Source organism: Roseivirga sp. BDSF3-8 (assembly GCF_041449215.1).
Classification (GTDB): Bacteria; Bacteroidota; Bacteroidia; order Cytophagales; family Cyclobacteriaceae; genus JBGNFV01.
In genome coordinates, this window is sequence record NZ_JBGNFV010000001.1 from 1,436,295 (window position 1) to 1,451,716 (window position 15,422).

Below are 15,422 nucleotides of genomic sequence, written 5' to 3' on the forward strand. Positions count from 1 at the left end.
GTATGGCTGACAAGGATCTCCTGTCCAAATATCGCACCAAAAGAGATTTCTCTAAGACTCCGGAACCTGCGGGTGAAATATCGTCATCTGCTAAAGACATGCACCGCTTCACTGTACAGCGGCACCAGGCGAGCCGGCTACACTATGACCTGCGCCTGGAGATAGAGGGTGTGTTGAAAAGCTGGGCAGTACCAAAGGGGCCCAGCATGAACCCCTCGGATAAGCGGCTGGCGGTGGCTACGGAGGACCACCCTATGAAGTACCTGCACTTTGAGGGAGAAATACCGGAAGGCCAGTACGGGGCAGGGCTTATGCACGTGTGGGACACGGGTACATTTACAGCGACCAATGCTGAGGGGGAAAGTAATGAGTCGGCACTAAGGAAGGCCTACCAAAAAGGGGACCTGAAGCTAACTTTTGAGGGCAGTAAGCTGAAGGGGGATTTTGCGCTGGTACGTACGGGCCGGGAGGAGAACCACTGGCTTCTTATAAAAAAGAAGGACAAGTATGCGGCCAGCAAGGAATATGACAGCGAGGACCACCTCTCCCCTGCCATGGCCTTGCAGCAGAAAAAGAAGAAGGCGGCGAATAAGGATAGGCAAGCGACTGAAAAACTACCGGAGGGTAAGGACAAGATGCCGCATGAGGTGAAGCCTATGCTGGCGACTTTGCACGAGGGGGTGTTTGATGACCCGGAATGGCTTTATGAAATAAAATGGGACGGTTACCGTGCGATAGCAGAAGTGAAGGAGGATGATGTGAAGTTATATAGCCGTAATGGCAATAGCTTTTTAAAAAGTTACCCGCCCCTTGCTGACGCACTGGCTACGCTGCCGGGACCCCTGGTGGTGGATGGTGAGATCGTAGTGCTTAATAAAAATGGGGTTTCGAGCTTTCAGAAGCTGCAGAACTACGAGGACGAACAGGACCCTAACCTGTATTACTACATTTTTGATGTGCTGTTCTTTAATGGCTATGACCTGCGTGGTTTTGCGCTGCGTGAGCGCAAAAAGCTACTGGAGCAGCTGGCGGCTGTCCATGAACGCATACGTGTAAGTGATCATGTGGAGGGTAACGGCGAAGCTCTGCTGGAAGAGGCGGACAAAAAGGGGCTTGAGGGTATCATAGCTAAGCGGGCGGACAGCCCCTACCGTACTGGCTCACGCTCACGTGACTGGCTGAAGATCAAGTTGGTGAAGCAGATGGACGCGATTATCATAGGATACACTGAGCCAACAGGAAGCCGGAAGCACTTTGGCAGCCTGCTCCTGGCTGTCCATGATATAGATGGTGAGCTGGAATATGTAGGCCGGGTAGGTACGGGCTTTGACGAGGATACGCTGGAGGATCTAAAAAAGAAGCTTGACCGAATAGGCCGAAAAACCTGTCCTGTCACACCAAAACCTAAAACGGACCGTGCCACTTACTGGGTGACACCTAAGCTTATAGCGGAAGTGGGCTATAGCGAACGTACTGATGAAGGCTCACTGCGGCACCCGGTATATAAAGGCCTGAGAAAAGATAAGGACCCTGAGGAGGTAGTGGCAGAAAAGAGCACTCCTGCGCAACAAACGGGGGAAGCGGATGAACTGGTGAAGAAACTGACCTCTGCTAAAGAACTAAAGCTACAACCTGAAGGCAGGGAGGTGAGCCTAAGCAACCTGAAAAAGGTATACTGGCGGGGGGAAAAAGAGATTACGAAAGGTGCCTTACTGGCTTACTATGCACAAGTAGCTCCTTATTTACTGCCTCACCTGGAGGGGCGGCCTCAAAGCCTGCACCGGTATCCTGACGGGATTGAGGGAAAGAACTTCTACCACAAGGATGCTGGTGACCTGGCGCCTGACTGGATGAAAACGTATGGTGTGGACTCTGATTCGGCTAATAAAGAGATATGCTACCTTACTATTTCTGATCTTTCCGGCCTTCTATTTACCGTAAATTTGGGGTGCATCGCACTAAATCCGTGGCTGTCGCGCACAGTGGCAGCGGATATGCCGGATTATTGTGTGATAGACCTTGACCCTTCGGAGAAAAACACTTTTGAAGAGGTGATAGAGGTGGCACAGGTCATTCATAGCATACTGGAAAAGGCAAAAATTCCTTGTTACCCAAAAACGTCGGGTAGTACGGGGATTCACATACTCATCCCCCTTGGTGGCTCTTATACTTATGAGCAGTCAAGGGATTTTGCACGTGTCATTTGCATGATTGCTATGCACCAGCTACCAAAGCTTACGAGTATGGAGCGAAGCCCCTCTAAGCGCAAGGGGAAAATTTATCTGGATTACCTGCAAAACAAAAAAGGGGCCACACTGGCGTGTGCCTATTCTGTACGGCCAAAGCCGGGGGCGCCGGTATCTGCCCCCCTGCAATGGGATGAGGTAAAAACAGGGCTTAAGATCTCCGACTTCACGCTGTTTAATATGCCGGACAGGCTGCAGAAAACCGGTGACCTGGCCGCCCCCGTACTGCAGGAAGGGTTGGATATGGGGGCAGCGATAGATCGCTTATCGGAATTGGACACTGAATAAGTAAGCTATCCGGGCTTGAGCACCGGGGGGTTGAGAGCCTGAATCCACCGCCAGCAGGTAAGGTTTACAGCGCTAAAGCTGATTTCAGTACTTTTTGCCGATTAATAAAGCGTCTGCAAAACAGAATTAAACCGGATGAATGGTAGGTAGAGGTTTTTAAAAAAAATTTCAGGCACCTGATCATTAGGCTGTATTTGATCGTGATGCAGGGTGTATTTCTTAGCGAGTGATAATCACGCAAAAAAGACCAGCGAAACCTACCCTAAGCATATTCTTTATAAAACCTGTTGAAGGATTCTTCCCTAACATCTATTTCTGATGATAAATACTGCCCTTGAATCCGGGGGACCTAGGTGGCTAGAAACAGGTAAATTCATAGGTTAAATGAACTTAAACTTATGGCGGGGAGGGCTTTCATACGGGTGTAAGGACTTACATATTATTGACTTGCCGTTACTTATGGATTATGGTTCTTTTGTTTCGGCACAGTTTTAGCATGTAGCTATTACGGTATGTTTGGATTTTCCCAAGAGCTATGATTTCATACATGACATTTAACACGCTATCTCTCGAAGAGCGCGTGCAGCACCTCTGGAGATATGGCACGTACCTGCACGCCCGGAAGAGTGGAGAGAACCGGGTATGCCTGTACTACATGGAAAACTTCTATGTAGAGGCGTGGTTCCGGGATTGTGAAAAGGACAGAGATAACATTTTGCTAAAACTGAAGACATTTAGCGACAAAGAAAGCTTATCACCTTATCTTAAATCGATTAAGATCAAGGATCTGTTTTAAGCAATAACGATACGTTAAAAACTTTACGGGGATGATCTGCCACTGGTGCAGGTGATCCCTTTATTTTTTTTATGCGGGCGATTGGCTAACTTAATCGGCTACCATATTCCAATCCATGCATATCCGCGAACTACAACACATTCAACTTTTTAAAGGCGTTTCCGACCAGGAATTTACCTGTGATGTAGAAGGATCCCATAAGGTATTGCAGGAAGGTGATATTCTCTTCAGAGAAGGCGAAGAGGCTACTTTCTTTTTCCTGGTGCTGGAAGGCAGGCTTGAGCTATACCGTATAATAAAGGGGGATGAGCTTACGATCAACGAATTCACCGTAGGCACCACCGGGGGTGAGGTACCTTTGCTTGGGGGCACGCCTCATCTGGCAAATTGCCGGGCAAGGGAAGACACTACCATTTTTTGTCTGGATAAGGAGCATTTCTGGAAAATGATGGGCAACTGCCGCACTATCAGGGAGCGAATACTAGCCGATAATGCAAACAGAAGCAGCGAGTTAAGCATTATGTCCTTTCAGCGTGAAAAGCTGATAAGCCTGGGCACTATGTCTGCCGGCCTGGCCCACGAACTCAACAACCCGGCGGCGGCGGCACGGCGCGCAGCCCGTAATCTGCAGTCCACGCTGTCCCGCTTTGACAGGAGTTCGGCCAGCATACTGGCTAAATACATCTTTCGAAATCCGGAGGCTGCATCCGAAAAGGGATACCCGTTTAAAGAAATAGAAGATAAAAGGCAGCTGGAGGGGGTAAAGCTGGACATGATGGCCCGCAGGGATCGTGAGGACGAGATGGCTGACTGGCTGGAAGAGATGGGCATGGGGGACCCGTATGAAATAGCGGGCACACTGGTGGACTGTGGGTATGAACGTGAGGTGATGGAGGGTTTTTCTCAAAAACTCATAGCTGAAGAGGTCCCCAACTTCATTACCTGGGTGTACCAGGAGATGGAAATTCACCGCCTGGCGGATGAGTTGGCTAAAAGTACTATCCGCATTTCGGATGTGATAGCTGCTATGAAGTCATACAGTTTCATGGACCGTTCTATGGAAAAAAAGAAAACGGGTCTGAAGGAGGGGTTAGAAGATACACTTACATTATTGCACTTTAAACTAAAGAAGAAGAACATTAGTCTGGAAAAACACTTTGATGAAAGTGCCCCCGCTGTTCCGGTGTATGGCAGCGAGATCAACCAGGTATGGACGAACCTGCTGGACAACGCCATAGATGCGGTGGATAAAGGCGGAAAGATAAGGGTGGGCTTAATGCCTTATAGAGAGGGCCGGCAGGAATATGCCCTTGTGACTTTTGCTGATAATGGACATGGTATCCCGGAAAAGATCCGTAAGAATATTTTTGATCCGTTCTTTACGACAAAGGAGGTAGGCAAAGGTACCGGCCTGGGGCTGGATATAAGCTACCGTATAGTGGTATCACGACATAAGGGAAGGCTTACTTTTGATACTGACGAGTCAGGAACAACTTTTTGCGTAAAGCTCCCTGCGGCGGATCCGGAACAAAAACAAACCAACAACCCGGTAAACTGAGTGAAAGATACAGACCCGATAAATGCCCAGTACTTACTGGACCTGAACCTGACAGAGGAAATGACGCTGGAACAGGCAGAGTGGCTTATCAGTATCAGCCGTTTTGTAGAATTGCAGGACGGGGAACATCTGGCTGATCCGGGGGATAAGATAGAGCACACGCACATCATACTTGAGGGCATGCTGGAGGTGTATAACAGCGTAGGTGGCCAGTTTTTACTAATGGCCAGGTATGAGAAAGGGGGGGTAACGGGCCTGCTACCTTACTCACGCATGACTCATGTGCAGGGGAAGGCCCGCGCAGAAGGGTATACGCGCCTGATGCTGCTGCCAAAATCATGCTTCCCTGAAATGGCCAAACGTGCGCCCGCGCTGATACAGCGGCTGGTGGAAATCATGCTGGACCGCACCCGCGACTCCACGCGTACGGAGCAGCAACGGGAAAAAATGATCTCCCTGGGGAAAATATCGGCGGGTTTTGCTCACGAACTTAATAACCCAGCCTCAGCCATTAACAGGGCAGCCACTACGCTGAAAGATGCCTTTGACAAAGCGGTGGAAACGCTGGAAAAGACCGGGGAAAGCGGCTTGAATAAGGATGCCTGGTACCGCCTCCGGGTGTTGCTGGACGAGATAGACCATGGGGAGAAGGAGGACCTGAGCGTGCTGGAGCGATCGGATGAGGAGGACCGCCTGGAGGACCTCTTCGAGGACTGGGGGATAGAAAACAGCTATGCGATGGCGGACGAACTGGTGGAAATGGGGTTGAAGGCGGAGGACGTAGACTTACTGGCCGGAGAGGCAAATAAAGAAGCGCTCCCTGAAGCAATAGGCCTGCTGACTCAACTGGCTACGCTGCAGGCTACTATCAAAGAGGTGAAGAATGCCTCGGTAAAGATATCTGACCTTATAGCTTCTGTGAAAAGCTACTCACATATGGACCGCTCTCCGGAGATGGAGCTTATGAATATTGAAGAGGGCATAAACCATACGCTGACGATCCTGAGTAATCAGCTTCATGAAAAGGATATTCAACTGGATCTGCAATATGACAAATCGCTACCCAAGCTGAAGGTATATGTGAGCGAACTGAACCAGGTATGGACGAACCTGCTGGACAATGCAGTGGATGCGATGGAGCCGGGGGGGAGGATCATAATAGAAACTACGGATAAAGGGGAGTTTATTCATGTTAATATTAAGGATGAAGGCCGGGGCATAGCACCTGAGATTCGATCTAAGATCTTCGACCCATTTTTCACGACAAAAAATACGGGGGCGCAGGGCCTGGGACTGGATATTGCGTTGCGCATAGTAAGGCTGCACAAGGGTGATATTACGGTAGAAAGCCGCAAAGGCGAAACCTGCTTTACGGTGTGCCTGCCCAAGGAAATTAAAACATAAACCATGGCTGCCAATAAACCTATCATATTTGCCATAGATGATGACGCGCAGGTGCTGCGGGCCATTGAGCGTGACCTGAGAAGTGAATACCGCCAAGATTACAGGATCATGGGAACGGACTCGGTAGAGGAAGCCCTGGAAGCGGTGGAGAAGCTTAAGCAAAGGGGTGATACGATAGCGCTCTTTGTCTCGGATCAGCGAATGCCTGAAATGCTGGGGGTGGAATTTCTGGAAAAAACGAAAGCGCATTTCCCGGAAGCCAGGCGTGTGCTGCTTACGGCTTATTCGGATACGGATGCCGCCATAAGGGCTATAAATGAGGTGCGCCTGGATTACTACCTGATGAAGCCATGGGACCCGCCGGAGGAGAAGTTGTACCCGGTATTGAATGAACTGCTTGAGGACTGGCAGCTGTCTTACCGGCCGGAATTTGCAGGGATAAAGGTAATAGGTCATCAGTACAACCCGCTGTCTCATGAGATCAAGGACTTTCTGGCTGGCAACCTGATCCCCTATCAATGGTATGCCTATGGTATGAATAATAAGGCGGAGGAGTGGCTGAAAACGCTGAAAATGGAGGCTACGGATCTGCCGGTGGTGCTACTAGAGGACGGTACGCCTATGAAACAGCCTTCCATAGCTGACCTGGCGTCTGAAATAGGGCTGAATACGGAGGCTAGCCAGGACCTGTACGATGTGGCTATCATAGGTGCCGGGCCGGCGGGGCTGGCTGCGGCTGTATATGGTGGGTCGGAAGGGCTAAATACGACCATGATCGAAAAAAGGGCTCCCGGCGGGCAGGCGGGGACTAGCTCGCGTATTGAGAACTACCTAGGATTTCCTAACGGACTTAGTGGCTCTGAACTGGCGCGGAGGGCTATCAGCCAGGCTACGCGCTTCGGGATTGAGTTTATATCTCCGAAGGAGGTGAAGGCCATAAGGCTGAAAGATAAGTACAAGGTGCTGGAGCTGAACGATGGCAGTGAGCTTACTGCCCGTAGTATAGTGATTACCACCGGGGTAAACTACCGTAAACTGCCAGCAGAAGGTGTGGACAATTTTACAGGGGCGGGGGTGTACTACGGGGCTGCCACTACTGAGGCAAATAGCTGCAAGGAAAAGACGGTGTTTGTAGTAGGGGGGGGAAACTCTGCCGGACAGGGGGCTGTGTACCTGAGTCAGTATGCGCGTAAGGTGTATATAGTGATACGTAAACCTGACCTGACGGATAGTATGTCTCATTATCTGATAGACCAGATAAACCGCATTAAGAACATAGAGGTGCTGGGGGAAACGGAGGTGGTAAAGGCTTGCGGAGAGGAGCACCTTGAGAAGGTGGTACTGCGGGACAATCGCAAGGGCGAGAACCGGGAGGAGGCTGCCGACTCATTATTTATTTTTATTGGTGCAAAACCTTATACTGCGTGGCTTGACGGCACGGTACTAACAAGTGATAAGGGCTTTCTTATCACGGGCCGCGAACTGCAGCGTTGCGGTGACTTCCCTAAGGTATGGAAGCTGGAAAGGGAGCCTTTTCTACTGGAAACCTCGGTGCCGGGTATATTTGCAGCAGGTGATGTGCGATCAGGGGCTATGAACCGGATAGCCTCGGCCGTAGGCGAAGGGGCTATGGCGATAAAAATGGTGCACCAGTACCTGGGTGAGGTATAAACATTAGTACCCGCCAAATGAGCCATTAAAGAGTGGCAAGGTAACGAGTATGGAGAAGCTACTATTCCTGACGGATACGCTATTTACATCTGAGATATCCTGCAGGCCGATATGGTAGGTGGCGGTAACACCCCAGTTTACTGCATTATAGCCTAAACCTACGGGCAAAAACACCTCAAAGGGGGTGAAGTTATCCTCGACATCATCAGTAGTACTTCGGCTTTCATCTTCTGCTGAGAGCAGATAGCCCAGGGCGGGGCCAGACTCAACATACAAGCCTTTTCGCGGGCTCTGGATATAATACCGTAAGAGCAAAGGGGCCTGGAGGTAGAGCAGGCTGATCTCATTGTCTTCCTCGCCTTCACTACCCAATAATGACATGGCTATCTCGGGACTAAACACGACTCTTTTGGTTATTTCGGCTACTTCCAGGTAGGTACCGAAACGATAGCCAAGCAGGTAGCCCTGGTCGGCGGCGTCAGTACGGAAGGTAGAAAGGGAGGGCCCCACCCGCACGCCGTATTGGGCATACAGCGGGCAGGAGCTTAAAAGGAATAAGATTAGAAGGAGTCTTTTCATTTACTATCCGGGGTTTATTCAGTAAGCCGCCTTTTCAGCAATTTGTTCATCCTCTCTGATCTTTGCCCTTCGTCGTCTTTGATGGTATTCCCGTTAAGGTCGGCGAAGAAGAAGTCTCCCTCTACGGTGCCGGTCATTATGCTTCCTTTATCAAAATCAAGGTCAAAGGTGAGTTTGTATTCCGGACGTTCCCCCTCGATAAGGATGGTACCTTCTATTGCACTGGCTACTGAGTCTCCCTCGTCCCATAACCCATTTTCGTTGATATCAACCACGAGGGCGGCGAGCTCAAACATGTTGTTTTGATAGCCGGGGCTATACCGTGGGTTGTCATTGAATTCGCCTACTACAAATTCATTCTTATCATATGAAAAGGCCGAGATGTACAGCAGGTGATTAAAGTTTTCCAGGTCGAAATACCCCTCCTGAGCATCGAAATAGAAGTCTCCGTTTGCTATCAGTATTTCATACAGATAATGGTTGGCCTCACCCTCGGGGATGAAGCCGGTGCCTAGATCATAGATCAACCCCTCGGTAAATTGATATTCTACCCCATCTACTTCTACTTTCCCAAAGCCTGTAGTACCTTCAGGAACATCATCGTCGTTATTACAAGCGCTGGCCAGAACGATAAAAAGCAATAAAGAAGTGTTAAGAATCAATCTTTGCATTACACTCTTTTAGTAAAGTGAATAGCAAAAATAAGGCATTTGCATTGGAAAAACACAGGGGCCAATAAATGAAGGAAAAGAGGATCAGGTAAAATCCAGTCCCAGGCGATTTTTCAGTTCAAGGAGGTAGGGATATTTTTCAGCGAGTTTTCTGAACTTCTCTTCGTCGGTGTAGGCTTTTTCGCTGGCTTTAGCCTGCTCCAGTACGGGGTTGAGCATCATGCGGCTGTTCTGCAGTTTTTCTTTGAGAAACTGCATCAACTCAGGGCGGAACTCCTCCACCTTATCTACCAGTATGGGGTTAGTGAGGGTCATTTTAACCGTGACACCATCTGGTTCCAGGGCCACCTCCTGGTTCAGCATACTAAACCACATGTCTTTACCCTGCTGCTTTACACTGAGGGCGAACTCGGCCCAGTACTTTTGCAAGGCAGCCGGATCGACTTCTTTGTCATTGCCATTATTTGTAGTGGCCGCTGTTTCCTGCTCCTCTCCTGCTGCAGCTTCCGGGTCAGGTGCAGAGGCAGCTCCGGAACGCTCCTTTTTTACACTCTGGCTTATCTCATCCAGATTAAGGGATAGCTTACCCTTACCTGAGAGGGTACCGGCTGTAATGGGAGGCTGGGTACTTTTTAAAGCAGGTTTGGGCCTGGGGGGGGCAGGCTTGGCTTCAGTGTCTGCGTTTAGCTCACTTTTTTTTTTACCTCTCCTTCAGCAGACCCATTTTGGGCGAGCTTGACGGCACTACGTATGCGGGCCATCTTCATAAGTGTGAGCTCCACGTGGAGGCGGGGGTTCTTGCTGCTCTTGTAACTGAGGTCGCATTGGTTAGCAATATTCATGGCGGTTAGTAAAAACGCCATAGGGGCTACGCCTGCCTGCTCTTTGTAGCGCAGCTTGATGTTTTCTGTCACCTGCAGAAGCTGGATGGTGGCTTCGTCCTTACACACGAGCAGGTTGCGGAAGTGCTCGGTGAGGCCAAGTATAAAATTATGGCCATCGAAGCCTTTATTGATCACATCGTCAAACAGCAGCAGGCACTTAGAGATGTCCTCGCCCAGCAGGGCATCGGTGGCATCGAAGAAATAATCGTAGTCGAGAATGTGGAGGTTCTCCACGGTGCTCTTGTAGGTGATCTTATCGCCGGAGAAGGTTACGATAAGGTCAAAAATAGAAAGCGCATCCCGGAGGGCTCCGTCTGCCTTTTGGGCCATGAGGTGGAGGGCTTCCTCTTCGGCATCGATGTTCTCCCTCTCGGCGATCTTAGCCAGGTGGTTAGAGATATCGCTTACTTGTATGCGGTTAAAGTCAAATATCTGACAGCGGGAAAGTATGGTGGGTATGACTTTATGCTTTTCCGTAGTGGCGAGGATGAAAATAGCGTATGGAGGTGGCTCTTCGAGGGTCTTCAGAAAGGCATTAAAGGCTGCATTGGACAGCATATGAACCTCATCTATGATATAGACCTTGTACTTACCATACTGTGGAGGGAAGCGCACCTGGTCGGTCAGGTTGCGGATATCGTCTACGGAGTTGTTGGAGGCAGCATCCAGCTCATAGATATTCATGGAGTTAGTAGCTGCCGGATCATCGGGGTCAAAATCATTGACCATCCGTGCAAGGATACGCGCGCAGGTTGTTTTACCTACCCCACGCGGACCGCAGAACAAAAATGCCTGCGCCAGGTGGTTATTATCGATCGCGTTTTTCAGAGTGGTAGTAATGTGCTCCTGGCCTACTACTTCCTCAAAATCTTTCGGGCGATATTTTCTGGCAGATACGACAAACTTTTCCATCGCTGCAAATTAAATAAAAACCTGTGGATTCACATAGCCTGCCGAAGGGTGCCCTGGGTTATTTACGGTTCATTCTTCAGGGTCTTCGTTTTTAGGGCGTTGCCTGCGGCACCTTGCACTACAGTATTTCACCTCCTCCCAGCAATCAGCCCATTTTTTGCGCCAGGCGAATGGCTTATTACATGTAGCGCATATCTTCTGTGGCAGATCCCCTTTCTTTGTATGCTTCATTGGTTTGGACTCTCTTCATAAATTGGGGAATCTTTGCTGATTCCGGTACATAAAATAGAAATTTACGTATTCGGGGGAACAATAAAGGGAGGATATTACCTTTTTTGAGATATTAGGGCAGGGGATTAAATCTCTGGCCTGGTTTGTGCCTCACACTAACAGGAAAAGCGAAAAGTAAGTAATGAATAAAAGGCTTTTAAAATATATCATGGGATGTGCCTGGCTACTGACGGCTGCGCTCGGTTGCCTGCCAGGCCATGCTTTAGGTAGACAATACACCTATACGGAAGCGGCAGGTGACCCATCTGTGAGCACGGATTCGGTACCTTACATGTTGCTTACGGATATGAATGTCCAGATGGATGTGACCAATGCGGTGAATAACATGTATAACTTCAAATTCAGTGAGGCTGAAAAGGAATTTCAATGGTTTAAGTATAAATACCCTACTCATCCCCTGCCTTACTTTTTACTGGGCCTGAGCCAATGGTGGAAAATGATGCCGGATGTGGAGCGAATCAATTATGATAATACGTTTCACGCTTACATGGATTCGGCTCTTTATTTTGCCGAGCGGCGCTATGAGATGGATGAGAAAAATGTAGAGGCGAAGTTTTTTCTGGCAGCAGCTTATGCGTTTAAGGGGCGGCTGTACAGTGAAAGGAAAAGCTGGCGTAAAGCGGCCTCTATGAGTAAGAAGGCACTGGATTACCTGGATATTGAAGATAAAACAGACAATAACTTTGGTCCGGAGTTCTTATTTGGTGATGCGCTCTATAACTATTATGTGGAATGGGTGCCTGAAAACTATCCTCTTTTACGGCCTATCCTGGCTTTCTTCCCTGACGGCGATAAGGACCTTGGGCTGGAGCAGCTAAAGGAGGTGGCGGGTAATGCTTTTTATACCCGTACGGAGGCGCAGTATTTTCTGATGCGGATTCTGCTGCTGGATGAAGAGGATCCACGCCGTGCATTACAAATAAGTGAATACTTGCACCAGACCTTTCCTGACAACCCATACTTTCACCGGTATCATGCCAGGCTGCTATACGCCAACGGAAATATGTATGATGCGCGCCTGGTGAGTGAGAGCCTGCTGGCTAAGATAGACAGTGGGATGACGGGCTACGAACCGGTAAGCGGACGGTATGCGGCTTTCTTTCTGGGGCAAATCAATGAACGCTACAAGGAGTATGATAAGGCCAGGCACTATTATGAGCGTGCTGTAGAATTCGCAGAAAAGATAGAAGCCACAGAATCAGGGTATTACCTATACTCTCTTGTACAACTTGCAAAAATCCATGAAAAACAGGGGAATACGCGACAAGCAAAAAAAATTCTCAGAAAAGTAAAAAAGGAGGCAAAAAGAAGTCATCCTGCGCATGAGCAGGCCAGGGACTACCTGAAAGAATGGTGATGCATTTATTTTGATAAGCTAATTATCAAAATGATAAATTAAAATGATGCAAGTTTCTGAATTTCAGCACCATATCTTAAAATAGATCACTTTTTACACTCTTATTATATTTCTGGCACGAAAAGTGACGTTAGTTATGTAACTGACATATCACAATAAAAATTAGGTGGGCCATGAGTCTGCCTTTTTTTTTGTCCTTTGGTTTTACAGAAACAAGTCAGGTGAGGCGATCTCACTAGCTCTCTGCCAGTTCACGCAAAAGTTTCACATACACGCTCTTCTGACTCTCAGTAGAATATTTTTCTTCCACTGTTTGTCTTGCGCGTGTACCCATGGACTTACGCAGCGTCATATCTTCCGCAAGCATGACCATCTTGGTAACCCACTCGTCTTCACCATCGGCGAGAAAACCATTGAAGCCATCCTGTATGATCTCACGGTTCACTCCTACAGGTGACATAATGGTCGCTATCTCGAGCGCCATATACTGCAGCCCTTTAAGCCCGCATTTACCTTTGGCCCACTCATCATCAGGAAGGGGCATGATGCCTATATCAAAGCTGTTTAGCTCCTGAAGCTCGGTATCGGGTCTCCAGGGAATGCCCTGCACACCTAGTTCCTGATTCACATAACTGCCGTCACCCATCACCTTAAAGGTAACTCCCTCCCCCAGGCGGTCTTTTACCCTGCGCAAGGCAGGAATGGCATGCTGAAAGTGCTGAATGGTGCTTACACTGCCACTCCACCCTATGCATACCTGTGCGTCTTCTCTCCGGGTATGGTCTGGTTCATACTCATTGGTATCTATGGTGGTGGGTACGATGGCTATATTGTCATTAAAATTAGCGGCATAGTTGGCCAGGTACCTGTTACCTGCGAGCACGAGGTCTGCCATTCCGATGATATTGCTGGTCTTCCCGGCATTTTTGAGGAATCCCAGTGCCTTATTACCTTCACTTACATTCTGCAGCCAGATAGCATCGTCAAAATCAAACACTACTTTTGCCTTTGAATCGGCAAAGCCCTTTTCAAACCGGGTGCTTCCGGTCATAAATGCCTCACGCTGTATGAAAACGATATCGTAGGAAGAGGCGCGCATTACATCCCGCAGCCTTTTTATGTAGCTTTTCAAAAAAATGCGCATTTTCCCAACGTAGCTCCCCGGGCTATACAGTACCTTATCATCATTGGCGGAGATAAGGTATGAGTGATCGCACTGAAACCCGTTATTCTCAAGGTGGGTAATGTACTGCTCGTAACGAAAGCGCTGAGAAGGGCTCCGGTTAGGACGGTGCATGTCTACAAATAATATCCTGATAGGCATGAAGCTTCAGACTGGCGTTAATTTGATGGATAAAAGCACTCCAAAAGTAGTCATTCATAGAGAGATGCCCGAACGATAGGACTAAACAAGCAGATATTTTTTCTAATTTTGTCGCATGGGGTTTAAAGACCTGGTTATTACGCCAATTTTTCTTACGCTTATTTACTTCACGGCCTTTATCGTACGGCCTTACCTTACTGATAGGCGCACGAAATCTTTTTTTATTCCTGCCCTTACTGTTAAGATCATAGGGGCTATTGCTGTGGGTCTTATATACCAGTTTTATTATGATGGCGGAGATACTTTTACGTATTTCACCCATGGTAGCGCACATATCTATGAGGCCTGGCTGGATGACCCTCTCAAGGCGTTTCAGCTTATAACAGCCAATGGCGAATACAGCCCTTCCATATATCTCTATGCGAGCAAAATATGGCTATATAGGGATCAAGCGAGCTATTTTGTCATCAGGGTGGCAGGTATACTTGATATTATCACCTTTCATACTTACTCCTCCACTGCGGTGCTTTTTGCTGTATTCGCTTTTTCAGGAAGCTGGGCTATGTACCTGACGTTTTACAGAATATACCCGGGATTATACCGGATTATGGGCTGGGCTATTTTCTTCGTTCCTTCAGTCATATTGTGGGGGTCAGGCTTATTAAAAGATACGCTTACGTTCGGAGCTGTAGGCTGGCTGACGTATGCCTTTTACCAGTTTGTCATACTTAAAAGGCCTGGGGTAGTGGCAATCACTGCAGGTATTGCCAGCATATTCTTACTTTACCAGGTTAAAATCTATATTTTGCTCAGCATACTACCATCGCTGCTGCTTTGGTGGTCAGTAATGACCTCAAAAAATATACGTAGCCCCTTCATCAGGGCTTCACTTACTCCTGTACTGGTAGTACTGACGGTAGTGGGAAGCTACTTTGCCCTGGCACGCATAGGGGAGAGTAACCGGCGATATAATCTGGATCAGATTGCTAAAACAGCGGAAGCCACTGCACGCTGGCTAAATTATGTAAGCACTGTGGAGGAGGGGTCGGGATATAACCTCGGGGATTTTGATTTTACTCCTATGGGCATGCTGAGAAAGTCCCCGCAGGCAGTGGCAGTTACCTTGTATCGTCCATTTCCGTGGGAGTCTAATAATATTTTGATGCTATTTTCATCCATAGAGAGCTTTTTTACAATGATTCTTAGCTTATATATCCTGTTTAAGGTGGGAATCATGAGGACTTTCCGGCGAATATTCACTAACCCTGAGGTATTCTTCGGACTGGCGTTCAGTATCATTTTTGCGTTCGCCATTGGAATTTCCACCTATAACTTCGGTTCACTGGTGCGGTATAAGATCCCTCTGTTGCCCTTTTACTTTATTGCGTTAGCCATCATTTATTATTTACCTAAAAGACAGAGGCTTAAAAATTAGTCCCGC

At 48.3% G+C, this 15,422-nt stretch carries 13 protein-coding genes; 7 read left to right on the forward strand and 6 right to left on the reverse strand.

Features of this window, described 5'->3' with window-relative positions:
• Positions 1 to 2: 2 nt before the first annotated feature.
• From ligD to AB9P05_RS05740, 5 genes are all read left to right on the forward strand, one after another.
• Complete coding sequence (ligD, locus tag AB9P05_RS05720) at positions 3 to 2,534, forward strand: DNA ligase D (RefSeq protein ID WP_371907851.1); 2,532 nt, start codon at positions 3 to 5, stop codon at positions 2,532 to 2,534.
• 535 nt (positions 2,535 to 3,069) lie between these two features.
• Entirely contained in the window at positions 3,070 to 3,330 is a 261-nt protein-coding gene (locus AB9P05_RS05725) for a hypothetical protein (RefSeq protein WP_371907852.1), read from the forward strand.
• Positions 3,331 to 3,445: 115 nt separating this feature from the next.
• Positions 3,446 to 4,888, forward strand: coding sequence for a sensor histidine kinase (locus tag AB9P05_RS05730; RefSeq protein ID WP_371907853.1), 1,443 nt, complete (start codon positions 3,446 to 3,448; stop codon positions 4,886 to 4,888).
• Complete coding sequence (locus AB9P05_RS05735) at positions 4,889 to 6,292, forward strand: ATP-binding protein (RefSeq protein WP_371907854.1); 1,404 nt, start codon at positions 4,889 to 4,891, stop codon at positions 6,290 to 6,292.
• A gap of 3 nt (positions 6,293 to 6,295) precedes the next feature.
• Entirely contained in the window at positions 6,296 to 7,963 is a 1,668-nt protein-coding gene (locus AB9P05_RS05740) for an FAD-dependent oxidoreductase (protein WP_371907855.1), read from the forward strand.
• 3 nt (positions 7,964 to 7,966) lie between these two features.
• On the opposite strand, the gene AB9P05_RS05745 is transcribed toward AB9P05_RS05740, so the two are convergent.
• The 5 genes from AB9P05_RS05745 to AB9P05_RS05765 all read right to left on the reverse strand — a co-directional run bounded on the left by AB9P05_RS05745 (position 7,967) and on the right by AB9P05_RS05765 (position 11,240).
• Positions 7,967 to 8,542: an outer membrane beta-barrel protein gene (locus AB9P05_RS05745; RefSeq protein WP_371907856.1), complete on the reverse strand. Its 576-nt coding sequence runs from the start codon at positions 8,540 to 8,542 to the stop codon at positions 7,967 to 7,969.
• Positions 8,543 to 8,556: 14 nt separating this feature from the next.
• Positions 8,557 to 9,213: a hypothetical protein gene (locus tag AB9P05_RS05750; RefSeq protein WP_371907857.1), complete on the reverse strand. Its 657-nt coding sequence runs from the start codon at positions 9,211 to 9,213 to the stop codon at positions 8,557 to 8,559.
• Positions 9,214 to 9,297: 84 nt separating this feature from the next.
• Complete coding sequence (locus tag AB9P05_RS05755) at positions 9,298 to 9,642, reverse strand: hypothetical protein (RefSeq protein ID WP_371907858.1); 345 nt, start codon at positions 9,640 to 9,642, stop codon at positions 9,298 to 9,300.
• Positions 9,643 to 9,896: 254 nt separating this feature from the next.
• On the reverse strand, positions 9,897 to 11,009 hold the full coding sequence (gene dnaX / locus AB9P05_RS05760; RefSeq protein WP_371907859.1) for a DNA polymerase III subunit gamma/tau: 1,113 nt from the start codon (positions 11,007 to 11,009) through the stop codon (positions 9,897 to 9,899).
• Positions 11,010 to 11,078: 69 nt separating this feature from the next.
• The gene (locus AB9P05_RS05765) at positions 11,079 to 11,240 is read right to left on the reverse strand and encodes a DUF2256 domain-containing protein (RefSeq protein WP_371907860.1); all 162 of its coding nucleotides are present in this window, start codon (positions 11,238 to 11,240) and stop codon (positions 11,079 to 11,081) included.
• A gap of 181 nt (positions 11,241 to 11,421) precedes the next feature.
• On the opposite strand from AB9P05_RS05765, the gene AB9P05_RS05770 reads away from it, so the two are divergent.
• Entirely contained in the window at positions 11,422 to 12,657 is a 1,236-nt protein-coding gene (locus tag AB9P05_RS05770) for a tetratricopeptide repeat protein (RefSeq protein WP_371907861.1), read from the forward strand.
• 235 nt (positions 12,658 to 12,892) lie between these two features.
• Here the strand turns inward: AB9P05_RS05770 and AB9P05_RS05775 are convergent, their stop codons facing one another.
• A complete protein-coding gene (locus AB9P05_RS05775) occupies positions 12,893 to 13,981 on the reverse strand; it encodes a glycosyltransferase family 4 protein (protein ID WP_371907862.1) in 1,089 nt (362 codons plus the stop codon).
• Between the two features lie 115 nt (positions 13,982 to 14,096).
• Between AB9P05_RS05775 and AB9P05_RS05780 the strand changes: the two genes are divergently transcribed.
• Entirely contained in the window at positions 14,097 to 15,416 is a 1,320-nt protein-coding gene (locus tag AB9P05_RS05780; RefSeq protein WP_371907863.1) for a hypothetical protein, read from the forward strand.
• The last annotated feature ends 6 nt before the right edge of the window (positions 15,417 to 15,422 follow it).

What these genes read in the sequence shown, in the direction of transcription:
- ligD (WP_371907851.1), top strand. Translation starts at nt 3, where the DNA reads ATGGCTGACAAGGATCTCCTGTCCAAATATCGCACCAAAAGAGATTTC.
- AB9P05_RS05725 (WP_371907852.1), top strand. Translation starts at nt 3,070, where the DNA reads ATGATTTCATACATGACATTTAACACGCTATCTCTCGAAGAGCGCGTG.
- AB9P05_RS05730 (WP_371907853.1), top strand. Translation starts at nt 3,446, where the DNA reads ATGCATATCCGCGAACTACAACACATTCAACTTTTTAAAGGCGTTTCC.
- AB9P05_RS05740 (WP_371907855.1), top strand. Translation starts at nt 6,296, where the DNA reads ATGGCTGCCAATAAACCTATCATATTTGCCATAGATGATGACGCGCAG.
- AB9P05_RS05745 (WP_371907856.1), bottom strand. Translation starts at nt 8,542, where the DNA reads ATGAAAAGACTCCTTCTAATCTTATTCCTTTTAAGCTCCTGCCCGCTG.
- AB9P05_RS05750 (WP_371907857.1), bottom strand. Translation starts at nt 9,213, where the DNA reads ATGCAAAGATTGATTCTTAACACTTCTTTATTGCTTTTTATCGTTCTG.
- dnaX (WP_371907859.1), bottom strand. Translation starts at nt 11,009, where the DNA reads ATGGAAAAGTTTGTCGTATCTGCCAGAAAATATCGCCCGAAAGATTTT.
- AB9P05_RS05765 (WP_371907860.1), bottom strand. Translation starts at nt 11,240, where the DNA reads ATGAAGCATACAAAGAAAGGGGATCTGCCACAGAAGATATGCGCTACA.
- AB9P05_RS05770 (WP_371907861.1), top strand. Translation starts at nt 11,422, where the DNA reads ATGAATAAAAGGCTTTTAAAATATATCATGGGATGTGCCTGGCTACTG.
- AB9P05_RS05775 (WP_371907862.1), bottom strand. Translation starts at nt 13,981, where the DNA reads ATGCCTATCAGGATATTATTTGTAGACATGCACCGTCCTAACCGGAGC.
- AB9P05_RS05780 (WP_371907863.1), top strand. Translation starts at nt 14,097, where the DNA reads ATGGGGTTTAAAGACCTGGTTATTACGCCAATTTTTCTTACGCTTATT.